22 protein-coding genes are annotated in these 21668 nt (G+C 65.6%); 7 read left to right on the top strand and 15 right to left on the bottom strand.

The window, feature by feature from the left end:
- Positions 1 to 401: 401 nt before the first annotated feature.
- The 3 genes from AC1DW2_RS39490 to AC1DW2_RS39480 form a co-directional block, all read right to left on the bottom strand.
- Positions 402 to 1589, bottom strand: a complete 1188-nt coding sequence (locus AC1DW2_RS39490; RefSeq protein WP_063980480.1) for a pyridoxal-phosphate-dependent aminotransferase family protein — start codon at positions 1587 to 1589, stop codon at positions 402 to 404.
- 164 nt (positions 1590 to 1753) lie between these two features.
- Positions 1754 to 2479 (bottom strand): thermonuclease family protein, encoded by a 726-nt coding sequence (locus AC1DW2_RS39485; RefSeq protein WP_477008722.1) that lies wholly within the window; start codon positions 2477 to 2479, stop codon positions 1754 to 1756.
- Positions 2480 to 2776: 297 nt separating this feature from the next.
- On the bottom strand, positions 2777 to 4504 hold the full coding sequence (locus AC1DW2_RS39480; protein WP_477008721.1) for a hypothetical protein: 1728 nt from the start codon (positions 4502 to 4504) through the stop codon (positions 2777 to 2779).
- Between the two features lie 421 nt (positions 4505 to 4925).
- Between AC1DW2_RS39480 and AC1DW2_RS39475 the strand changes: the two genes are divergently transcribed.
- Positions 4926 to 5777, top strand: coding sequence for a caspase family protein (locus AC1DW2_RS39475; RefSeq protein WP_063980483.1), 852 nt, complete (start codon positions 4926 to 4928; stop codon positions 5775 to 5777).
- A 260-nt stretch (positions 5778 to 6037) separates the two neighbouring features.
- Here AC1DW2_RS39475 and AC1DW2_RS39470 read toward each other — a convergent pair whose 3' ends face one another.
- The 4 genes from AC1DW2_RS39470 to AC1DW2_RS39455 all read right to left on the bottom strand — a co-directional run bounded on the left by AC1DW2_RS39470 (position 6038) and on the right by AC1DW2_RS39455 (position 8937).
- Complete coding sequence (locus tag AC1DW2_RS39470) at positions 6038 to 6925, bottom strand: efflux RND transporter periplasmic adaptor subunit (protein ID WP_028149312.1); 888 nt, start codon at positions 6923 to 6925, stop codon at positions 6038 to 6040.
- A 275-nt stretch (positions 6926 to 7200) separates the two neighbouring features.
- Positions 7201 to 8331 carry a lactonase family protein gene (locus AC1DW2_RS39465; protein ID WP_477008720.1) on the bottom strand — a complete coding sequence of 377 codons (1131 nt, stop codon included), beginning with the start codon at positions 8329 to 8331 and terminating at the stop codon, positions 7201 to 7203.
- A gap of 124 nt (positions 8332 to 8455) precedes the next feature.
- Positions 8456 to 8593 carry a hypothetical protein gene (locus AC1DW2_RS39460; protein ID WP_175627410.1) on the bottom strand — a complete coding sequence of 46 codons (138 nt, stop codon included), beginning with the start codon at positions 8591 to 8593 and terminating at the stop codon, positions 8456 to 8458.
- Between the two features lie 83 nt (positions 8594 to 8676).
- Complete coding sequence (locus tag AC1DW2_RS39455) at positions 8677 to 8937, bottom strand: hypothetical protein (protein WP_477008719.1); 261 nt, start codon at positions 8935 to 8937, stop codon at positions 8677 to 8679.
- 62 nt (positions 8938 to 8999) lie between these two features.
- Here AC1DW2_RS39455 and AC1DW2_RS39450 point away from each other — a divergent pair, with 62 nt between their 5' ends.
- Positions 9000 to 9122 carry a hypothetical protein gene (locus AC1DW2_RS39450; RefSeq protein WP_256376446.1) on the top strand — a complete coding sequence of 41 codons (123 nt, stop codon included), beginning with the start codon at positions 9000 to 9002 and terminating at the stop codon, positions 9120 to 9122.
- A gap of 30 nt (positions 9123 to 9152) precedes the next feature.
- Here the strand turns inward: AC1DW2_RS39450 and AC1DW2_RS39445 are convergent, their stop codons facing one another.
- Positions 9153 to 9449, bottom strand: coding sequence for a transcriptional regulator (locus AC1DW2_RS39445; protein WP_477008718.1), 297 nt, complete (start codon positions 9447 to 9449; stop codon positions 9153 to 9155).
- On the opposite strand from AC1DW2_RS39445, the gene AC1DW2_RS39440 reads away from it, so the two are divergent.
- Positions 9409 to 9735, top strand: a complete 327-nt coding sequence (locus tag AC1DW2_RS39440) for a hypothetical protein (RefSeq protein WP_477008725.1) — start codon at positions 9409 to 9411, stop codon at positions 9733 to 9735. The genes AC1DW2_RS39445 and AC1DW2_RS39440 overlap by 41 nt on opposite strands.
- A 186-nt stretch (positions 9736 to 9921) precedes the next feature.
- Positions 9922 to 10203 carry a 30S ribosomal protein S21 gene (rpsU, locus tag AC1DW2_RS39435; RefSeq protein WP_063980487.1) on the top strand — a complete coding sequence of 94 codons (282 nt, stop codon included), beginning with the start codon at positions 9922 to 9924 and terminating at the stop codon, positions 10201 to 10203.
- On the opposite strand, the gene AC1DW2_RS39430 is transcribed toward rpsU, so the two are convergent.
- From AC1DW2_RS39430 to AC1DW2_RS39420, 3 genes are all read right to left on the bottom strand, one after another.
- Positions 10193 to 10471, bottom strand: a complete 279-nt coding sequence (locus AC1DW2_RS39430) for a DUF1488 family protein (protein ID WP_028149308.1) — start codon at positions 10469 to 10471, stop codon at positions 10193 to 10195. The genes rpsU and AC1DW2_RS39430 overlap by 11 nt on opposite strands.
- A 117-nt stretch (positions 10472 to 10588) precedes the next feature.
- Positions 10589 to 10885 carry a hypothetical protein gene (locus AC1DW2_RS39425; protein ID WP_028149307.1) on the bottom strand — a complete coding sequence of 99 codons (297 nt, stop codon included), beginning with the start codon at positions 10883 to 10885 and terminating at the stop codon, positions 10589 to 10591.
- Positions 10878 to 11144 (bottom strand): hypothetical protein, encoded by a 267-nt coding sequence (locus AC1DW2_RS39420; protein WP_085403708.1) that lies wholly within the window; start codon positions 11142 to 11144, stop codon positions 10878 to 10880. The genes AC1DW2_RS39425 and AC1DW2_RS39420 overlap by 8 nt, the downstream gene beginning before the upstream one ends.
- A gap of 370 nt (positions 11145 to 11514) precedes the next feature.
- Here AC1DW2_RS39420 and AC1DW2_RS39415 point away from each other — a divergent pair, with 370 nt between their 5' ends.
- Complete coding sequence (locus AC1DW2_RS39415; protein ID WP_477008717.1) at positions 11515 to 11838, top strand: hypothetical protein; 324 nt, start codon at positions 11515 to 11517, stop codon at positions 11836 to 11838.
- A 35-nt stretch (positions 11839 to 11873) separates the two neighbouring features.
- Here the strand turns inward: AC1DW2_RS39415 and AC1DW2_RS39410 are convergent, their stop codons facing one another.
- Together AC1DW2_RS39410 and AC1DW2_RS39405 are read right to left on the bottom strand one after the other, a co-directional pair.
- Positions 11874 to 14537, bottom strand: coding sequence for a bifunctional diguanylate cyclase/phosphodiesterase (locus AC1DW2_RS39410; protein ID WP_477008716.1), 2664 nt, complete (start codon positions 14535 to 14537; stop codon positions 11874 to 11876).
- A 157-nt stretch (positions 14538 to 14694) separates the two neighbouring features.
- Positions 14695 to 15390, bottom strand: a complete 696-nt coding sequence (locus AC1DW2_RS39405) for a hypothetical protein (protein ID WP_477008715.1) — start codon at positions 15388 to 15390, stop codon at positions 14695 to 14697.
- A 187-nt stretch (positions 15391 to 15577) separates the two neighbouring features.
- On the opposite strand from AC1DW2_RS39405, the gene AC1DW2_RS39400 reads away from it, so the two are divergent.
- Positions 15578 to 16615: a LysM peptidoglycan-binding domain-containing protein gene (locus AC1DW2_RS39400; RefSeq protein ID WP_477008714.1), complete on the top strand. Its 1038-nt coding sequence runs from the start codon at positions 15578 to 15580 to the stop codon at positions 16613 to 16615.
- Positions 16616 to 16757: 142 nt separating this feature from the next.
- Positions 16758 to 18026: a Spy/CpxP family protein refolding chaperone gene (locus AC1DW2_RS39395; protein ID WP_477008724.1), complete on the top strand. Its 1269-nt coding sequence runs from the start codon at positions 16758 to 16760 to the stop codon at positions 18024 to 18026.
- Here AC1DW2_RS39395 and AC1DW2_RS39390 read toward each other — a convergent pair whose 3' ends face one another.
- Both AC1DW2_RS39390 and AC1DW2_RS39385 read right to left on the bottom strand, forming a co-directional pair.
- Positions 18027 to 18893 (bottom strand): hypothetical protein, encoded by an 867-nt coding sequence (locus tag AC1DW2_RS39390; RefSeq protein WP_477008713.1) that lies wholly within the window; start codon positions 18891 to 18893, stop codon positions 18027 to 18029.
- A 211-nt stretch (positions 18894 to 19104) separates the two neighbouring features.
- On the bottom strand, positions 19105 to 21552 hold the full coding sequence (locus tag AC1DW2_RS39385) for an adenylate/guanylate cyclase domain-containing protein (RefSeq protein WP_477008712.1): 2448 nt from the start codon (positions 21550 to 21552) through the stop codon (positions 19105 to 19107).
- Between the last annotated feature and the right edge of the window lie 116 nt (positions 21553 to 21668).

The raw sequence follows: 21668 nt of genomic DNA, 5'->3' as shown, positions 1-21668 counted from the left end.
GGGATGAACTGCAACGTCAAGACGGTCCTTCGATACGTCGATACCAACCGCGATGATATCCATGGTCACCCTTCCTTGCCTAATCGGGCTTCGCACTTTGCGGCCCAGGCGACTGTTCGGGTTCAATGGACTAACGGACGGGGCACCTCTCTCACCCACGGCCTGCAACGACCTGGGGGTTTGCGGGCTCCCGTCCGTCACCGCAACGTCTACAATAGCAGACCTGCGGCGCTTCGACTTACAAGGGGTATCTATCCGCGAGTCCGTCTCGCAATTGCGTTCGCTGAGACAACCCCTCATCCGGCGCCATAGCCGAAGCTTCGCTTCGGCGTTCCTAAGAACGGCGGCCGAAGGCCGCCTACGCCACCTTCTCCCACAAGGGGAGAAGGAAGAAAGCGCGCCTACACCGCCACCTGCTCGCCGAGATACGCGACCGCGGCTTCCAGCCCGCCCTTGCCGTGCGGGATCTTCAGCGCATTCAGCCCGATCTCGACCACCCCCAACGTGCCGAGCAGCATCGGCGCATTGACGTGGCCCATATGGGCGATGCGGAAGGCTTGTCCCGAGAGATCGCCGATGCCGGTGCCGAGCACGACGCCGCACTTGTCCTTGCAATAGCGTTGCAGCAGCGCCGGATCGTGGCCATTGCTCATGGTCACCGTCGTCACTGTGTTGGAGCGCTCGCTCGCCTCCGCGACGTTGAAGCCGAGCACCTGGCCTTCCGACCAGGCGGACACCGCGCGGCGCGCGGCTTCGCCGAGCAGGCTGTGGCGGCGGAACGCGTTTTCGAGCCCTTCCTCGTGCAGCAGGTCGATCGCCTTGCGCAGCGCGAACAACAGATGCACCGGCGCGGTGCCGGCATATTTGCGATAATTCTCGCTGCCCTCGCGCTCGCTCCAGCTCCAATAGGGCGTCGACATGTTGGCCTTCTTCTGCACCTCGAGTGCGCGCGCGTTCGCCGCGACGAAGCCGAGGCCGGGCGGCGTCATCAGGCCCTTCTGCGAGCCGGACATCGCGACGTCGATGCCCCATTTGTCCATCTCGAACGGCATGCAGCCGAGCGAGGCGACAGTGTCCACCATATACAGCGCGGGATGGCCGCTCGCCTTGATCGCCTTGCCGATCGCCTCGATGTCGTTCTGCACGCCCGATGCCGTGTCGACCTGGACGACGACGACGGCCTTGATGGTGTGCTCCTTGTCGCGGCGCAGGCGCTCTTCGACCTCGTGCGGCCGCACCGCGCGGCGCCAGTCGCCCTTGAGGACCTCGACCTCGGCGCCCATCAGGGCTGCGGCGTTGCCCCAACCGATCGCGAAGCGCCCACTCTCCAGCACCAGCACCTTGTCACCGCGCGACAGCACGTTGCTCAGCGCGGCTTCCCAGGCGCCATGGCCGTTGGCGATGTAGATGTAGGACTTGCCCTTGGTCGCGAACAGCTTCGAGATGTCTGCGAGAAGTGTATCGGTCAGCTCGTGCATCTCTTTGGAGTAGATGTCGATCGCCGGACGATGCATCGCCTGCAGCACCTCGTCGGGCATCGTGGTGGGCCCGGGGATGGCCAGAAATTCCCGGCCCGCGCGAACGGTCATTGCTGTTGGTCCTTGTTGCTTGAGAACAGGCTGGTGGGTCGCTGACTCACGTTCTACGCGCCGTGGAAGCCCAAGAAAAGCACGCAAAACGCAGGTCTGGGGTGGTTTTTGTTTCGAGCATGGTCTTGTCGGAAAACCGCCTCACACTTTTCCGGACCATGCACTTATCTCTTGGTCTCGCGGCAGCCGGCGGCTTCGGCCTCTTCCACCGAGCAGAACCAGCGGGTGCCCTTGCTGATCTTCATCTTGATCTGGGTGTACCAGCGGCTGGTCGGCTGGTGATAGATGCACTCGCCGGCGGTGTTGACGTTGCCCTTGATGGTGCAGTCCGGCGAGGGCGCGACCGGCCCGGAGGCCGAGGCGAGCAGCACCGCATGCGCGCCCTCGGGCGGCTTGGTCGCGCCCAGGATGGTGATCTTCTTGTTGCGGACGCGCCAGTCCCACGGCGCGATGAAGGCGCCTTGCCACATGCCGGCCTTTGCCTCGCGCGCGGCGGCCTCATCGGGTTCGTAGTCGTGAGAGACGCGGGTGTAGGCAAGTGCCCAGCCGCTGCGCACCAGCCATTTCTGGATGTCCTCGCCGCCGACCTCGCAGCGCGCCACGGTGCGGCCGCGCCGGTCGATCGCGCGGGCGTGGCAGACCCAGCTCTTGCCTTCGGTGTATTTGGCGAGCTCGTCGCGCGCCGCGATGCCGCAGGTCCAGCGCTCGGTTTTTGTATTGAGGCAGAGCTGGTCGACCGCGGGCGCGTCGATGCCGCCGAGCCGGACCCGCGTGTTCCCGATCAGGACGGAATCGCCGGAGCGGACCTTTGCGGTGCCGGTGATGTCGGCGGCCTGGGCCAGCGAGGGGATGGCTAGCAAAGACAGCGCAATCAGGAATTTTCGCAACATGCCGGTCCGCGCGTAATGAAAATGTCGATAGACTTGGCAATTGTGGTCGGCTTTTGGCCGCCCGGCCAGCGCCTGCCCAACGATTGAGCTGTCAACTTCCCGTCATTGTGGCGGGGGCTTGCTTACCCTCCCCTGGAGGGGGAGGGTCGGCACGCGATCGAGCGAAGTGAGATTGCGTGACGGGGTGGGGTGATCTCTCCACTCGGGCACTGTTCGTCGCGGAGAGACCGTCACCCCACCCCGCTCGCGCTGCGCGCGATCGACCCTCCCCCTCCAGGGGAGGGTAAGAGCGAACCATCACCCCCGCGCCATCGCCCGCTTCGCCACCGCCAGCCCCATCAGCACGAAGGCCGACGTCACCTCGGGACCACCCACCAGAATCCGCGTCGGCGTCTTCATCTTGTTCCATTCATAGGCGCGGAACGGCCCGCGGCGACCGCCTTCGCCGAGGCTCGCGACGATCACGTTCAGCGCCGGCGCGAAGGCGCGCGGGTCGGCGCCGAGATGGCCGAGTGCGATCAGCGCCAGCGCCGCGTCGAACACGTTCATCTCCGCGGCCATCAGCTCGCCCTTGACGTAGGAGAGCACGCGATGGCGGATGAAATCGAAATCACCGTCGGGGTCGATCGCGGCCTGCGCCGCCAGCGGCAGCGCGAGGAAGGCCGCGTAGCAGCGGCCGAAATAGGCGCTGTAGAGCTCAGGCAGATAATAGATGTGCGAGCGCGGATTGGCGAAGGCGCCGCTGGCGGCCAGTCGTTTCTGGAAGCCGATGATCCGGTGCACGGTCGCAAGCCGCGCCGGCGTTTCCAGGATTTTCCAGCGCGTAAGGTTGCGAAAGCTCACCTCGAGAATGTCGAGATTGAGCGTCGGATCGAGATCGTTGCCATAGGGCCGCTCGCCTTTGAGGTTGTCGATCCAGGTCGCGACGCCGCCCTCGTAGTCGATATTGTCGTTGAGCGGCACGGTCACGCGCGGTTCGTTGACGCCGGCGAGCACCTGATAGCCCGAATAGAAGTCCAGCAGCGGCTGGTCGATGATCGGATCGGTGCAGCCGGCTTGCGTCGCCGCCGAGATCGAGCACGCCGTGGTGTCGCAATCCGGCACGTAGACGCCGAAGCCGAGGTCCTGCTTGATCTGGGCGAAGAAGCGGGAAAAGCGCGGATGCGGCGCCGGCGCGAGCGCGGTGATGACGTTGAAGCGTGTGCCGTCGATACCCTCGACCTCTTCGCGGCTGATGTTGACGGAGAAATCGACCATGTCGGCGATCGCACGCTCGGATGCAATCTTGTCGGCCGGCGAGGCGAGCCCGGTCTCGACATAGCTCAGCAGCGCCTCGATGAAGAACGCGTCGTAATAGGCCGAGCGGTGTCGGATCTGCACCGGCTCCCACATCGGCTCGGCAATGCCGCTCCAAGGCGGATTGACGACGGCCGCTGCCTGTGAGCGCGCGATGAAGACGCGGGCGAGGTTGAACAGCAGCGAGGAGTTCTTGTAACCGCGCGCGTTCAGCCCCGTCAGCGCCATGGTCAGTTCGCGCCCACGGACATCGGGGTCGCCGATCAGGTTGAAGGCGGCATAGGTCGGCAGGAAGCCGTTCTTGCGGTACGAGCCGAGCAGATGCTGCGCGCAGTCGCGGATCACGCCGTCGATCTGCGCTTGTTGCGGCGCTAACCCTGTGAATATCGCCGGCGGCGGTTTTGGATGGTCGAGCGCGATGCTGTCGACGAGATCGGCGACGGGCTGGCCGACCGCCGCCCAGTCGGGCTCGGCATCGTCGCGCGCCCGCACCAGCGCCGTGCGAAGCCGGGTCAGCTTCGCCTCGTCGCGCAACTCGGGCAGCCCGGCGCGGCGGAGCAGGATCCGCAATGCGGGATTGCCGAGCGCGGTCTTGTAGAACTTGGCCAGATGCGGGTCGCCGCTGGCTGGGCCCGACAATACGGGATCGCAGACGTCATAAAGCGAGGGGCCGTCTTTTCGCGCCGTCAGCGCCCGGCAGGCGGCGCCGGCAAAATAATGAAAGCTCATGAAATACCTGGTCGCGGGGTCTTGGCCAGGGGCCGGCCGGCACGCTCCCATCTGCGCGCCACCCCCTCCAAGTCTTTGAAAAAGCTACCCGGATTCGCGGGAAATTCAAATGTGATGGCGGTCACGGAAAAATCCGGCACAGGAGCTGCATGATTAAGGCCGTTACAAGGGGCTCGCGACGAAAAAACGTGCAAATCCCGCTCGCAGGATTAACCAATATCTTCAGTCACTTAGCTCAAATTTTGGGCGATCTATTGCCGGGGAGGAGATATCCGGTTAAGGCTTTGTTTGGTGCGGCGCCGCAAATTGCGCGCAGTTCGGGGGCAAATCCCCGGCCAATCCCTCAAACCTGAAGCCACCATCGCGCTACTCAAACATTGTGCGCGCGCTTGGCTGGTCTTTGGCACAGGAACGAACCCAGATGAATGTAAGGCAGCTCGAGCTTTCCAGACGCACGATTGCGGTGGCCGCAGCCCTCATCGGCACGGTGTCGCTCGTGATCGGCGCCCATGCTGCCCTCAACATGCGCGCGATCGATGCCGCCAAGGCCGTGGCGACCGACGAGGTCACCGGCTCGATCGGCCAGTCGTCCCGCCTCGCCCTCGTCATCGGCAATGGACATTATCCCGACGCCAGCGCGCCGCTGACRCAGTCGATCAACGACGCCCGCGCGCTGTCCTCGTCGCTCCGCAAGAACGGCTTTGACGTCGACATGGTGGAGGACGCGACCAAGGACGACATGGTCCGCGCCGTCAACCGCCTGAAGTCCCGGATCAAGCGCGACACCGTCGTCATGCTGTTCTTCGGCGGCTACGGCGTGCAGGCCGGCCGCGAGAGCTACATGCTGCCGGTCGATGCGGTGATCTGGAAGGAAAGCGACGTCCGCCGCCAGGGCGTGTCCATCGACGGCGTTCTCGACATGATGAAGGAGCAGGGCGCCAAGGCCAAGCTCGTCGTCGTCGACGCCTCCCGCCGTAACCCCTACGAGCGCCGCTTCCGCTCCTACAGCCATGGTCTTGCACCGATCAGCGCGACGGACAACGCGTTGATCCTTTCCTCGGCTTCGCCCGGCAAGGTCGTCGACGACGGCAAGGGCGAGTACAGCGTGCTGGTCGGCGAGTTCCTCACCAACCTCAATGCGCAGGGCAGCGCCGAAAGCGTCTTCAACAAGACCCGCGTCGCCATCTCCCGCGCCTCCGAAGGCGACCAGGTCCCGACCATCTCCTCCTCGCTGCTCGAGGACGTCCATTTCGGCGAAGCAGCCGGCGGCTAGCCGCAAATTGTAGGGTGGGCAAAAGCGCAAAGCGCCGTGCCCACCATCTTTCCGAGATTTCGACAGAAGGCGTGGGCACGCTTCCGCCTTCGCTCGCCGAGTTACGGCGGACAAGTCGCTTTGCCCACCCTACGGTATGCGTGTGTAACGCACCTCTGCCCCCACATCGTCATTGCGAGCGCAGCGAAGCAATGCAGGGTCTCTCCGCGGAAAGATTCTGGATTGCTTCGCTTCGCTCGCAATGACGGTTGAGGCGAGCCCTACTTCGCGGCTTCCGTGGCCATCACCGGGCGCACCGGATCGCCTTCGCGCAGGATCGCGCCGGCGCGGGCGACGACGATATCGCCTTCGTTGAGGCCGTCGCGAACCTCGATATTGCCGCCCGACATCAGCCCGATCTCGACCCGCTTGGTCTCGACGCGGTTGCGGCGGATCACCTGCACCACGGTGCCGGCGGTGGAATACTGCACCGAGGTCAGCGGCACCGCGACGTTGCAGCTCTGCCCGGTCTTGATCAGCGCGCGCCCGCTCGCGTTCAGCAGCAGCCGCTTCTGCGAGGAGATCCCGATATAGACCATGCCCTGCTGGATGTTCGGCTCGACGGTCGGTCCGATACGGCGGACCTTGCCGTCGAGATCGCCCGCGCCGGCAATGCGCACGGTCGCCTGCTGCCCGACTGCGAGCTTCCGGATATCGGTGGTCGCGACCAGGCCGACGAGATCATATTCGCTGCGCGCCACGATCGTGAACAGCGCCTCGCCCTTGGCCGAGGCGAGGTTGCCGATCTGCGCGGTCGACGTCGCGATCACGCCCGCCACGGGGGCGGTGACTTGAAGCGTGCCGCCCTCGGGCAGCGCCAGCCGCGCCAGCACCTGGCCGGCCGTGGTGGTGTCGCCGGCTTCCGCCAGCACGTCGGTGACCTTCAGGCCGGGACGTTCCGGCCGCACGGAGGTCTCCTCGCGCGCGATGATCGTGCCGGTGGCCTCGACGATGTCGGAGAAGCAGGATTTTGCGACCTTCAGCACCGTGACCGCGGGCCCCTTGGGCGCGTCGTCATCGGCGGCGCGCGCGGGCTGGGCGGACAGCAGAACCAGTCCGGCGAGAGCAACGAGTTTTTTGGGAAAGGAACGCGCAGGCAATGGACGCATCGGTCATTCCGGTTGGCCGCAAGAAGGCTTCAATCGATAGCAGAAGCGGCAGCAGCGGGCCATGGGCTGACCGGATGAGAAATGCCGCAGCGCAGGCGGCGCGATGCCGCCCGTTGATTTAGTCGCTGCATAAGCGAAGAGGTTCGCCGGTGGTTGCCGCCCGACAAACTCGTCATGCCCGGGTTTGTCCCGGGCATCCACGTTCTTCGCACCGCGGGCAAGGCGTGGATGGCCGGGTCAAGCCCGGCCATGACGCTGTGGAGGCACTGGATCCCTCACGGCAGCGTCAAGAACTCCACCCAGTTCGGCTTCTTGCCGGTGGGATAGGATTTCAGCTTGGTGAGCGCGCCGCTGCTTTGGTCGATCGCATAGACCGTCATGCTGTCGGAGAGCTCGCCGACCGCGGCGAGGTAGCGCCCCGACGGATCGATGTGGAAGCCGCGCGGTTGCTTCTCCGTCGGCACGCTGCCGATCGTGGTCAGCTTGCCGCTTGTTGCGTCGACCTTGTAGCCGGCGAGCGTATTGGTGGTGCGCTCGGAGGCGTAGAGGAAACGGCCGTCCGGAGTGATGTGGATGTCGGCGGCCCAGGGCTTTTTATCAGAATCCTTGCCAGTAAAGCCCTCCGGCAGCGCGGTGGTGCGCTGGATCTCGTCCCATGCGCCGCTCTTGGCCTCATAGCTGAACGCCGCGACGTCGCCGTTCAGTTCATGGATGAGATAGACGAACTTGCCGTTGGGGTGGAACACGAAGTGCCGCGGTCCCGATTTCTCCGGCACCTTGGTCACCGGCGGGTCGCTCGGCGTCAGCGTGCCCGCGACTGCATCGAACGCGAAGGTCAGCACCTGATCCGAACCGAGATTGGTCGCGAACACGAAGCGGTTGTCGGGCGAGGGCAGGAAGGCGTGCGCATTCAGCCCGGTCGGAATCACCTGCTTCGGCTCGCCGGCGACGCCGTTGGCGAGCAGCGGATTGAGCGCGACCTTGTTGCCGCCATAGGAGGCGCTGAACAGGAATTTGCCAGTGCTGTCGACGGCGATGTTCGCCATGCTGTCGGCGAGCGGTCCGTTGCCGATCGGGCTCAGCTGGCCCGTTTTTGGATCGATCGCAAAGCTGACCGCGAGGAATGGTTGCGAGCGCACGCCGGCAATCAGCACGCGGTGGTCGGGTGTGATCGCGAGCGGTGTCGAGGAGCCGGGCTTGTCGACGCCGGTGAAGGCGGCGGTCTGCACCGGTGTCATCTCGCCGCTCTCGGCCAGCTTGAACACGCTGATGTCGTTGCTGTCGGCGTTGCCGACATAGGCGAAGGTCTCGGCCATGCCGGGGCTGACTCCAGAAACGAGGGTGAGGAAGGCGAGGGTGGTGGCGATCGCAGCGCGTGGCGCGATCCGGCGTGTCGGTCTCGGCATGGGGCTCCTCCTTACAGCGTTACGGCCTTGTCGTTTTGTCCGGAGGATAGCGGGCGCCGTGCCGCCGTACCAAGTTCCGGTTGAAGATCGATCGATGCCGAAATTGTATCGGTCGCGCGGGCGGCTACCGCACTGCGGCCGTCTGGCTGCGGGAGGGCAGATGCGGGCCGGACGCAGTGTTGGGTGCCCCGAGCAGGCCCCACACGGCCACCGCCAGCAGCGCGCAGGTCAAAATGGTCCAGGCGACCAATCGTTTCCGCATCAAGCCAAGTCCATCCGTTGTTTGAAACCCCGGGGCCCGCACATGATCGTGCACTGCAAACGGCGACGATCCTATGAACTCGTTCACAGGCACAACATCGCATCGGCGTTGCGAACCAATGCCGCGGAAGTGCATTGACCCATATGCCCCGTGAAAATGACCTCGAAGGCAAGCCCGACATGGGCGGCAAGCATGGCGGCCAGAAAGGCCAGCCCAAGCCGCCGCCGCGCCCGCGCGAGGGTCCGCACGATGAGGACGTCGTGGCAAAGCGCCACACCGGCCAAACCGATCGCACGCTGCCGCCGACCAAACAAAAATAGCGCTGTATTTCGCGCCGGGAACATCAGCCTCGCCTTGCCGTTATGCTGATCCCGCAAGCGGACGAGGTCGAACCGGAGGCTGGCACGTGTTTTGGATCTATTGGAACACCGCTTGGTCGCTCATCATCAGCGGCATCATGTTCACCACCATCGTCACCCATCCCGACGCCGAGTTCGCCGAGATCCGGGCGGCAAAGCAGGCGAAGTGAGCCCGCGCGCCTGAGGCCCGATCTCCGGGGCTATGAACCGTTCGCGGGTAGCGATGGCTGCTCCGTCGCCGGCGTCGAAGACGGCTTTCGCGCCGCTCTGCTCGCGCGCTTCCTGACCGCGGGCGCCGGCAAGGCGGCCTGAAGGGCTGCGTCGGCCGCTTGCTTGGCCTCGCGTGCCTCTCGAAGCCGCGCCATGTTCTTGCGAACCTCGACGGACTGCCTTTCGACGTCTGCCATTGCAAGTGCTCCCTCTTCGGCGGCGAGGCGCCTGCGATTGGAGCGCGCGATGCTTTCGGGTGACAGCTCGGCGGATTTCCTGGCGCTCATGCTTCACTCCGTTGTGCAACCGGCAAAACCCGCTCAATCCGGGGATCGAACGGGCTGGCGCGCGACAATCGCGCGAACGCTTTCAACTCCGTCGATGTCTTTGGAAAAGGTGCCCGCGGGCGCATTCAACAAGGCACAGCGGCTGATCGAACGCCCTCGATATATGTCTCGTTCGATTTTCTGCAAGGACGGCAAGGCCGATTTGGCTCAGCCAGGCAGCTCCGGCGCCTCGATCGAGAGGCTTCACACGATCCGGTCGAGGTGCAGCCAAGGCTTTATCGATTGACAGGGCTGCACTGGAGTGGTCACGTGCCAGCGCGAAGTTGCATCGCTGTGACAAGCGCATCGACTTGTCCGAAGCTGGCGACGAATGTCGCGGCGCTATCCTCAAAATTCGCAATGAAGCTCCTGCGCAATTGGCTGCCATGCAGGGCGTGTCGCATTTGCAGCCCCAAGCGAGGAGGAGGATCGATTGCAGGTACTCGTCAGAGACAACAATATCGAGCAGGCACTCCGTGTTCTCAAGAAGAAGATGCAACGCGAGGGCGTCTTCCGGGAAATGAAACAGCGGCGTTCCTACGAAAAGCCCTCGGAGAGAAAGACTCGCGAGAAATCCGAGGCCGTTCGACGCGCCCGCAAGCTCGCGCGGAAGCAGGCAATCCGCGAAGGATTGCTGCCCGCGCCGCCGAAGAAGAAGCCTTTTGAGCGCAAGCCGCCCCTGCCGGATGTCAAGGCTCGGGTCCCTATAGCCTGAAGTCGATGCCTCGCAGCACGATGCCGGGCGGCGTACCTTCGAACTCCGTCGCGCGATATTTGCTTGCCGCGCGTGCTTCGATGCGATCCCGCAGGCGCGTGAACTGGGCTTCACGTTGCTCGGGCCTGACCTGCGGGCTAGGCTCGAGGTAGTCCATCGCCGAAGTCGAGATTGCGCAAGGAATCTCCCTGGCGCCGTCATGCATCGAGAACCGGACGATCATCCGATCGTATTCGTGGCCGATAAAGCGGCCGCTGGTCAATGTCATGGCTTACTCCGTCACCTGATTGCTTCTTGGCATGATTGTCCCTCAAATCATCGCCGCCCGATTCCCGGTTGGCCGGAGCATGGCGCGCGTCGAGACTGCAGGCGGTCGTCGTTTGCCTCAGTCATCCCCCGACAGCCGGACGAAATCGTCCAACAGCGCCGCCACCAGGGCGCGGTGGCGCGTGTCCTCGGCGGGCAGGCTCGCAGCATAGAGGTTGAGCAGATGGCGCGCCTTCACCGCCGCTTCCGGCCAGGACGTGGCGGGCACCGTCATCATGCGGTTCTCGAGATCGGCCTCGCGCTCGCGCAGCTCCCGGACATTGGCCTCGACCTCCGCCAGCGCGCGGCGCAGGTCGGTCGCCTTCTGCGCAGCCATGCCGCGGTGCTTGTCGAGATCGACGGTGCGGTCAGTCATTCGCCACGCTCGCGTCTGCGGCCTGCGCGTTCGCAAGATCGACCGAGCCGATCGACAGCATCTCCATGGTTCCGCGGGGGCCTTCGGCGGGCACGGTGATCATCGTGGCAACGCGGCGATAGGCCGCGAAGGTCAGGCCCTCGATCGCCTCCTCGTCAGTGACGACCTCATAGGCGCCGGCTGGCAACATGCGCTCGACGCCGCGGATGCGGAACGGATGCCTGAAGGTGACGGTTTCACGCCGCGAGCGGATGGTCATGCACGCCTGCCTTTCGCAAGTGAAGCCCCAACCGGTGCCGGCCATCACGACCATGCGCGCTCGCCGCGGCAATAGCCAGTACTATCGTCGCCGGGCCGGCAAGCGACGATGTCACGGCAGCCATTGTTTCCGCAGCATTTTAACCCTCGCTATTGGCTCGGTGCGCGCGTAGGGTCGCTGCCATCACCGCACGTCTCAACGGCTTCGACCGGTGACTGAGGGGCACGTGTGCTCCCGCCGAAGGCTTCGCAGGAGCGTTCGATGGCGTGCGTTCGCATCGCGGATCGGATCGTGCCGCCGGTGATGGTTCCGCGGTTTCTTCTGCTTCTCGTCGGCGCGGCCGCCATCTTCAATGGCTAGGGCAACAATTGTGCCGTATCTGGTCAGCGGGACCAACGAATACGGCAGCTCCAATCTCGGTCGCGGCAAGGCGACGTTCGCGCTGCGCCTCGCTCGAAAACTGCTGCGCGAAGGCTACATGGACGTCAGGGTCTGCACCCCTCGTGGACAGCTGCTGCAATCGGATGAGCTCGACGAGCTCGAACCAACGGAGAGCGACATGGCAAAGGGCCAGCAACGCGGTAATCGCGAAACCAAGAAGCCGAAGAAGGAAAAATCCAAGGTGATCGCGGCGGCGCCGAGCCGCAAGGAAGCCGCCTGGCAACCGGATTTCGGACCGGCGAAGAAGAAGTAGCGAGGCGTCGGCGAGGGATGGGGTGACTGGCCGCGCTAAGCCGCCACCGCCTGCGCCGATAACAGCTGCCTCAGTTTCGCTGCCGGCACGGCCGGGCTGAACAGCCAGCCCTGCATCTGGCTGCATCCGAGCTGCCGCAGCACCTCGCGCTGGGCTTCGGTCTCGACGCCTTCGGCCGTCGTCGCCATGTGGCGGGCGGCCGCCATGTGCACCACCGCCTGCACGATCGGAGAGGAATCCTCGGACTGGCCGATGTCGCTGATGAAGCTGCGGTCGATCTTGATCTTGTCGAACGGGAAGCGGTGCAGATAGCTCAGCGACGAATAGCCGGTGCCGAAATCGTCGAGCGCGATGCGCACGCCGAGCTCGCGCAGCTGCTGGAGAATCGTCAGCGCCTCCTCGTCGTCGCGAATGAGCACGGTCTCGGTGACCTCGAGCTCGAGCCGTCCGGGCGCAAGTCCTGACTCCGCGAGCGCGGCTGCAACCTTGAGCGCCAGCGTCCTGGCGCGGAACTGCACCGGCGAGACGTTGACCGCGACATGGATATCACCGGGCCAGCTTGCCGCCTCGGTGCAGGCCTGCTTCAGCACCCATTCGCCGATCTCGCCGATCAGTCCGGTCTCTTCCGCGACCGGAATGAAATCGGCGGGCGAGATCATGCCGCGCTCGGGATGGCGCCAGCGCAGCAGCGCCTCGCAGCCGTTGACCACATTGGCCGCCAGATCGACCAGCGGCTGGTAATGCACCTCGAACTCGCCGCGGGCGAGGGCCTGGCGCAGGTCGAGCTCGAGCTGGCGGCGCAGCCGCGCCTTGGCGTCGTATTCGGGCACGAAGAGGCGGAAGGTGCGGCGGCCCTCGGACTTCGCGGCATACATCGCGAGATCGGCGCGCTTGAGCAGGTCGTCGAGATTGTCGCCGTGATCCGGCGCGATCGCGATGCCGATGCTGGCATCGGTCGGGATCTCCTGGCCCTTGCAGTCCACGGGCGTACGCAGCGCTTTCAGGATGTTTTCGGCAAGCGCCGTCAGCTCGGCCTGGTCGCTGGTGCCGGCCTTGACGATGGCGAATTCGTCACCGCCCAGGCGCGCAACGAGGTCGTTGCCGCTGACGCAGGCGCGCAGGCGGTTGGCGACCTGGCGGAGCAGCTCGTCGCCGACCTCGTGGCCGAGCGAATCGTTGACGCCCTTGAACTCGTCGACGTCGATGTAGAGGATCGCGAACGGCTGGCCTTGGGCAAGCTCCGCGATGCGGCGCTCCAGATGGCCGCGCATCAGCACGCGGTTGGGCAGGTCGGTCAGCGCGTCGTAATGCGCCATATGCGCGATGCGCTCGTCGGCGCGGATGCGCTCGGTGACGTCGTCGTGGGTCGCGAGCCAGCCGCCGGCGGCGCCGGGCTGGTTCTTGATCTCGATCAGGCGGCCGTCCGCGGTCTCGACGACGGCGCTCTGGGTTCGCCCGGTATTGCTCAGAATGTCGTCGCAATAGGACGCGACGTCACCGTGGAACGAGCCGGTGTCATGGCGATGCTGGATCACGTCGCGGAAATAGGCGCCGGGCTTCACCACGTCGGCCGACAGTCCGTACATCTCGACGTAGCGCCGGTTGCAGACGATCAGCCGCTCGTCCTGGTCGAACATCAACAGGCCTTGCGTCATGGTGTTCATCGCGGTGTCGAGCTGCTGCTTCTCCGCGGCGAGCCTGCGAGTCATCTGGCGGAAGATCAGGAACAGCGTGAGCACGAGCAGGCCGATCGACAGCACGGCGACGGCGACGAAGAATTTTGTCTGCGTCCGCCAGGTCGCCAGCGTCGCGTCCAGCGATTTGGTCGCGACCACGACCAGCGGCTCGCCGGTCAGGAGGCGCGCGGCGACGATGCGGTCCTTGCCGTCGATCGGGCTGGCGAGCTGCGTCGTGACGAAGGTGCGCTCGAACACCGCCATCTGCTCGCGCGTGCCGTTGCGAAAATTCTGTCCGATCATCGCGTCGACATGCGGAACGCGCGCGAGCAGCTGGCCATTCTGGTGGTGCATCGCGATCGAGGATTCCTCGCCGAGCCCGGCCGAGGCGAAGAAGGATTCGAGCTGCTCCGGCGAAATAGCCCGCGACACCATGCCGAGGAATTCGCCGTGGGGACCGGAGACACGTCGCGCGAACACGATCGCAGGTCCGTTGCCGAGCCGGCCGGGCACGACTTCGATCTCTTCCTGCGAGGCCGGATCGTTCCTGAGGCGATTGAAGTAGCCGCGGTCGGCGACCGAAATTTCGGCGACCGGCCAGCGCCGCGACGAGTTGATCAGCACGCCGTTGGAATCGAACACGTTGGCGCCGGCAACGTCGGACCAGCCGCTGGCTTTGGCGCGCAGCACCTCGTGCATGGCCAGCGTGGCCATCTCGCTGCGGAAGACATCGGCGGATGCGATGCCGTGACTTTCAAGCTCGGCGATGACGCTCTTCTGGAGCACCGCAAAGTCGGTGAATTCGCGGTCGAAATGCCGGGCGAGCATGCGCACGGAGTTTTCCAGGCTGTCGCGGCCGCTCTCGATTGCATTTTGCCGGAAACGATCGACGGTGAGCGCGGTGCCGATGGCCATCGCGACCATCAGCACGAAGCCGCCGGCGATCAGCCACGTCAGCGGCGCGCCCTGCCAACGGCGGAGCAACGCGCGCATGCGCGTGGTCCATCGGATTGATGTGCCCATCCAGCCCTCCCGTGGGATGCAAGATGCAGCAAAACCGACAAGAGCCCGTTACCAGTAAGGGTTAGGAAAACATGAATCGGAACGGAATCAGAGGGTTGGTTTCCCTCGGTCGGCGGGAGTTCCGCAGGCTGGATTTACGCTGACGCGATTCAGGGGATCACCGGCGGATTTCCCACCTCAAGGCTTCCGCATTCTTCTTGGCGAACGTCTCGGGCACGTCGAACTTTCCGGTCTCGAGATCATAGCGGCAACGCCAGCCGCCCAGTCCCTTCATGGCGACGTTCTTGGGATGGTTGTCATATTCGCCCGACAGCGAGATCACGAGGTAGCGGTTGTTGGGCCAGTCCATGCCGAGCGAGCGATAGGCCTCTTCCGTACCCTCCATGAGATTGACCGAGATGTGGAAGTCGAGCTTGGCGAACCTCTTCGTCTCCGGCCGGCCGTAGAAATAGGCCCAGGCGAGATCGCTGAGCGGCTTCTTCGTCGCGCTCGCGAAGGCGCCCTTCTCGACATGGTAGAGATAGAGGTCCTGCTCGCCCGAGCCGGTCTTTTGCATCCGCACCAGCCATTGCGAGTCGCCGGTGAAGCGGAAGCCGGCCCCGTAGCCCTGCTCGGGCTTCAGCTCCGTCATCTGCTCGCCGCGGCGAGCCCAGGCTTGCCATTTGACGTCCCAATCCCCGCCGTCCTTCATGTACTGCTCGATCCTGGTGGCGCCATCGGGCGAGGTGAAGGCGAGGCCGGCATTGGCGGTGAGGATGTAGTCCGGCGGCGGTCCGGATGCGGCGAGCACCGGAGAGGCGGACAGCGTCAGGACAAGCGCCAGCCATGGTGCGGGACGGCAAAATGCGGTCACGGAAAAAAATCCTCAAGAAATGACCGCGATGCGGCCTCGGTGATTTGACGCCGTCGGTGCCCCGCCGGTTCACGCCGGGCGTGCCGGAACGAAAGGTGCATCATCCCAATGATCGACTTGCTGACGCAGCCAAATCGGCGCAATTTGCCGGCTTCGGTTGATTTGCGACCCAAGGGTTCATTGTCTGATGATCACCGCTTCCAAGGCCTTCATTGCATTCTGCCTGCTCGCGGTGGGCGGCACCCTGCTGGTGATCGGTCCCACCGAGCTGCGCCGCCTGCTGCCGGGCGGCGCGCAGACCGAGATCGCCGTCGCCGCCAAGCCGGAGGCAAAGCCCGAAGCCAAAGCTGAGACCAAGGCCGAGATTAAGGCCGAGACCAAGCCAGAGCCGAAGCTCGCCGCCGCCGCGCCGCCTGCGCCATCGGAGTCCCCGGCCTCAGCGCCGAAGGTCGATGCGCTGGCCGAGACGCAGAAGCAGGCCACGGCGCTGGCCGATCTCGTGCCGGCCAAGCCGCCGGCGGCCACGACCGATGCCGGCCCGCGGTTCGACGTCGCGCGCGTTGACGATCACGGCGAGGCGGCGGTGATCGCGGGTCGGGCCGCGCCGGGTGCGCAGGTCGAGCTGCTGCGCGACGGCAAACCGCTCGATACGGTGGTCGCCGATGCCTCGGGCCAGTTCGTGATGACCCCGCCCCAGCTTCCCGCCGGCTCCTATGAACTGACCCTGCGGGCGAAAGCGCCCGATGGTACCGTCACGCAGTCGGGCCGCAGCATGCCGGTGACCATCGCCGAAGCTGCTCCGCCGCCCGCGCGGGTCGCGAGGCAGGAGCCGGCCCAAGCGCCGAAGCACGCCGAGAAGCCCGACGACAAGTCTGATGTCGTGGCATCCCTGCCGTCGGCATCGTCGCGCCAGGCATCGGCGCATGACAGGCCCACGGTTCAGCCGAGATTTATCGGTGCACCGAAACCCAGGGTCATGGCGCGAGCGCCCGCGGCCACGACCGTTGCATCGGCGTCGCCGGCGGACGCCATCAGCGGCGCACCGGCCGAAGCAGGCGGCAACCGGGTGATCTCCCGCGGTGACAGCCTGTGGGCTCTCAGCAAGCTCGCTTACGGTGACGGCGCCCACTACGCGGTGATCTTCAACGCTAACCGGGGCAAGATCCACAACCCCAACCTGATCTATCCCGGCCAGACTTTTGTGGTGCCGCGGAAGGCGGATTGAGGTCGCATCGGCAACGCCGGTGCGCGTTGCGACGCTTTGCCCTCCGTCTCTCCGGAACATTCGGTTCCCCAGCGCGTCATTGTGATGCGACCCAGTGCGCGCTTGGCGCTGGGAGGAGGCCGAGGTGGTCAGGTCCGCTTTCATGTCCGGACGCACGGGACTGGCGCTGGCGGGCGCTGCTCTCATGGTTGCGGCAGTGCTGCTGCCGAATAAAGCCGAGGCGCAGTTCGGATTGCGCGGCGGCCCGCTCGGTGTCGCGCGCTTTGCCGTCGGCCACGTGATCGGCATGTCGCGCCTGCGCCATTCGCGCATGGCGGTACGGGGCGGCCGATACCGCTCCGCCGCGTTGAGGTCGCAGGATCCTCGCGGCGCCGAGCGCGGCCAGCCAGCCAACCCCTACATCCTGCGTGCGGCGCTCACGGCGCAAGCTGCGCTGTCGGGCTGGCACGGTGGCCGCCGCCCGCAGGGCTGGTGGCGCCACCCCGATGGCAGCTATGGCTGGGCGGGCCCGGTGTTCTGGCCGTTCGCGCATGACGACCTCACCACCGCAATCATCCTGGGCGATACGACCAGTCTCTCGCTCTATGGCTATGGCGACATCTACGCCGCGATCTTCGCGCCCTATGCGGCCACGGAGTTCGCCGCCTACACAGCGCCGCAAGGCAGGCGCGCGCGAAAGGTCCCTTCGGTCGAGGCCGTTTGCGATGCTAGCGACACCGGCGGCCTGCCGGTCGACCGCATCGCCGCGCTGGTGCAGCCGAACGAATTGCAGCGCACGGCGCTCGATGAGCTCGCGACCGCATGGCTGGCTGCGCGCTACACCATTCGCACGGCCTGCCCGACGCAGGCCCCCGCGACCGCCGCGGAGCGCCTCGGCCTGATGCAGACGCGCCTCGCGGCCATGATCAAGGCGACGGACGCAATCGCGCCGCCGCTCGCAAAATTCGTCGATCTTCTCGATGCCGGCCAGAAGGCAAAGCTCGACGCGCTGGCCAATGAGCGCCGTGCCGCGCTTGCGGCCGGCCAGCGCAAGGACGCGCAGGCGCCAGCCGCCTGCGAGGCCGGCTACGATCCCCGCTATGATGTTCAGGCGCAGCGGCAATACGAGCAGCTCATGCAGCAGCAATGGCCCGCCGGCGAGATCGCGTCCACGCTGCGGCTTGACGACACAGCTCGCGCCCGGTTGGAGGTGCTCCAGGACACCACGCTGCGCACCATGGAGACACTGAGTGCGTGCCCGTCCAACGCCGAGCCCACGCCACAGGCCCGCCTCACCGCCGTGAAGGCGCGGCTGGAGACGATGCTGCAGGCGGTGAAGGGCGTCGGCGACGCGCTCGACGATTTCGAGGCAGACTTGAGCGACGAGCAGAAGGCCGGCTTCGAGGCGATCGGGCCGAAGCGCGGGGCGTGATCAGCCGCACGCCCAGTCGAACTTCATATCCCTAAAGTCGAGCTGCGCGTTGCCGCCGCCGAAATTGTAGCCGCCGAAATATTCCTCGAACTCGATGTAGAACGGGCTCATCTCCGGCACCGCCTGGCACGGCCGCATGGTGCCGCCGAGATGGTTGTGCGCGTGGTCCTTGCCCCAGTCATGCAGGCGGAAATTGTCACGGCTCGGCACGCCGCCGACATAGTAATAGTATGGCTGATAATCGGTCGGCGGATTCTGGCGGGTGTGCTCGTCCTGCGGGCCCTTGCCGGCATTGGGATCGGTCGCGCGCGGTACAAGCGTAATCGCGCGGGTCTCGCTGAGATCGGCGCGCGGCTGCGCGGCAAACATCTTCTTCGCGTAAGGCGCGGCGGCCTCGAAGAAGGCACTGGCGCCGCCGACGTCGAGCCAGCGCGGCCGATCTGCTGTCGCAAGCGGAAGCGGTGCCGGCGGCGCCGCGAATGCGCCCTCATATTCGGCCTTGGTCAGGAGCAGCGCGGCATATTCGTAGTCGAGAATATCGGTCATGCGCGAAAGCCGCGGATGCGCTGGTCGCGCCGCCACGGCCTCGCGAATCTCGGGATCATCGGGCGCCCCGCCGTCATTGTGATCGGGCGCGGTGGCGAAGAACGAGACCGCAACGATGTCCTCGCCATGCACGCGATAATCATCCGGCAGCTTCAAGGTGAAGCCGTGCATCAGCGGAAAGCCGGTGACGGGATCGAGCGGCCATTGCTCGGATGTGATGCCCGGCGGCAGGCCAAAGACCCAACCGTGATCGCGCGCACGATCCGCGGGACGGTCCAGCATCTGCAAATCATACGCGCGCGAAGGCAAGGCAAACGCCACGATCGTCTCCATCCGAAATCGAGCCTCGACGCCGAGGCGATGGTTAGTCGCAGGGAGGAGGGATGTGGTTCGTGGGCGCGGTGTGGGAGATGATACCATCCTGCCGGCGTTTTGCCCGACGTGTCAAACCACTCCGGCACCCGCGTAAGTCATTGATCCGACAGCCCCCGTCTACTGTGCATGGGGTTGTTTTCGCGCTTTTTGTTGTTGGCTACCCTCTCCGCCGCGCCGCCGCGGCATCCACCACGTTCTCCACTTCCTCGCGCCAGGACAATATCTCCATCGCCAGCACCGGGTGATTGAACCCCTTGAGCACGAGGTCGTCGAGCGCGCGGGCTTCGACCCAGGGCTCGACGATGCCGTAGACGCGGCGGCTGACCACGATCTGGTTGGCCTTGGCTTCGTCGCAGAGACGCGAGGCGAGGTTGGTGACGCTGCCGATCGCGGCGTATTCCAGCCGCTGCTCGAAGCCGACCTGGCCGAGCGTGGCATAGCCGAGCGCGATGCCGATGCCGAAGCCGAGCGTGTGCCCGCGGTTGCGCCACTTCTCGGTCAGCGGGCCGATCGTGTCGCGCATCTCCACCGCCATCTGCACCGCGCGCCGCGTGTGGTCCTCGAACTGGATCGGCGCGTTGAACAGGATCATCACGCCGTCGCCGGCATATTTGTCGAGCGTGCCCTCGTATTTGAAGATCAGCTTGCCGAGCGCTGCGTGATATTCGCGCAGCACGTTCATCGCCTCTTCCGGCTCGGTCGCCTCGGTGAAGGCGGTGAAGCCGCGCAAATCGCAGAACAGCACGGTGACCTCGCGGCGATGGCTGTCGAGCAGCGAGTCATGACCATCCGACGACGCGATGAGCTGGGCGACCTGCGGCGCGAGAAATCGTTCGAGCCGCTTGATGCGGCTGATCTCGCCGAGCTGCTTCTCGACGCGCTCTTCCAGTGAGCGGTTCCAGTTGCGAAGCTGCTCGGTCTGCTCCTGGAGCTTGGCCGCCTGCTGCTGCACGGTGTTATGTGCCGCGGCGAGCTCGCGGCCCTTGTGATCGACCTCGGTGAACAGCCGCGCGTTGCGCATCGCCAGCACGGCCTGGTTGGCAAAGGTGCGCATCAGGCCGGTGAGGCTTCCGCCGAACTCGCCGCCGGCCCGGCGCAGCACCACGAGCGAGCCGAGCGTGCCCTGCTGGTCCACCAGCGGCACCACCAGCACCGAGTGGAAGCCGGCATCGATCGCGACGTCGCGCAGCGGCTGCTCGGAGGCCCGGTCGAGATCGGCAATCGCGATCGGCTCGCCGCTGTCGGCGGCATCGCTCAGGATGTTCGCGCCCTGCTGGATCGTGACATGCGCGCCGTCGGCCGATTTGTCGATGGCGTTGGATTCGATCAGGTTGAAGCGGCGCGTCTCGGCATCGAAGCCGTAGATCAGCACCGCATCGGCATGTGTGATCTCGATCGCGCGCGCCGCGATAGTCGGTAGCACGGCGTTGAGATCGAGCGAGGAGGCGACCGCACGGCCGACCTCTTCCAGCGCCTTGAGCTCGTTGATCGACTGCGCGAGATCGCGGGTGCGCTCCTCGACCTTGGTCTCCAGGTCCGAATAGGTTTCCTGGAGCTGGCCGGCCATGCGGTTGAACTGGCCGGCGAGGTCTTCCAGCTCGTCGGAGGTGTGGACGTCGATGCGGTGGCTGAAATCGCCTTCGCCGAGCTTGTGCGCGCCATCGCGCAGCGCCGTGATCGGGATGATCATGCGGCGGGCGAGCAGCGTGCCGGCGAGGATCGCGACCATCAGGCCCATGCCGATCAAGAGCGCGATGCGCACGAGCTGGTCGCGGATCGGCATCAACGCCTGCGTCGTCGGCTGCTCGAACATCACGTTCCAGCCGAGCTTCGGCACGGTGCTGGCGGCGCTCATCACCGCATGGCCGTTGAAGTCGGTACCCGACGTGTCGGGCTCGCGGCCGGGCGCAATCGCCGCCGCCACCTGCGGCAGCTTCGACAGGTCCTTGCCGACATCGGGCCCTTTCGACGACGTCGCCAGCACGCGGCCGCGCGGATCGACCACATAGGCGAACGCGGCCTTGCCGACCTGGGCGTCGGACAGGAAGTCGGAGAGGAAGCTGAGATCGATCTCGGCCACGGTGACGCCGGCATTGAAGCCGGAATGCGCCACCGAGATCGACATCATCGGCGTCCGGTCGGAGAACCAGGCCGGCGCGTAACTGACGCCGCGGGCAACCGTGTCGGTGAAGCGCATGTCGCGGGAGAGGTCGGCATTGCCGCCGGTCGTGGTCGACTGGCGCGAGACGCGCAGCACCTCGCGTCCCTCGCCGTTGAGCTGGAACAGCTGATTGACGACCGAGACCTGGTGCAGGAGCGATGCGTAGTCGGCGCGGCGCTTCTCGAGCGTGTCCTGGCTTGCCCGCGTCACCCAGCTGATCTGGCGCTCGAGCTCGGAGATCGACTGCTCGATCCGCCGGGCGGCTCCTTGCGCCTTGTCGTCGAGCCCGTCGGTCAGCTGGGTCTTGGTGGCGCGATAGGAGATCCAGGTCTCCATCGCGCCGTTGACGGCGAGGACAAACACGACGAGGCCGACGAGGGAGACGACGTATTTGGCGAACAGGCCCTCGCGCAGAAACCGTGTCTTGTCTTTCGCTCCCGCCATCCAGATCCTCTCGCGCCGTCATCGACGCCGACGCTACGGGCCGTACCGGTCCAGGCGCCCTTCTACCACAATTCGGGCCAGCGGGCCGTCCAGCGACCTGTGGACCGGCCGGCGTG

The sequence above is a fragment of the Bradyrhizobium sp. P3_C3 genome (assembly GCF_056402655.1).
Note: the sequence above shows the minus strand (reverse complement) of the source record. Positions and strands in the feature narration are given on the sequence as shown.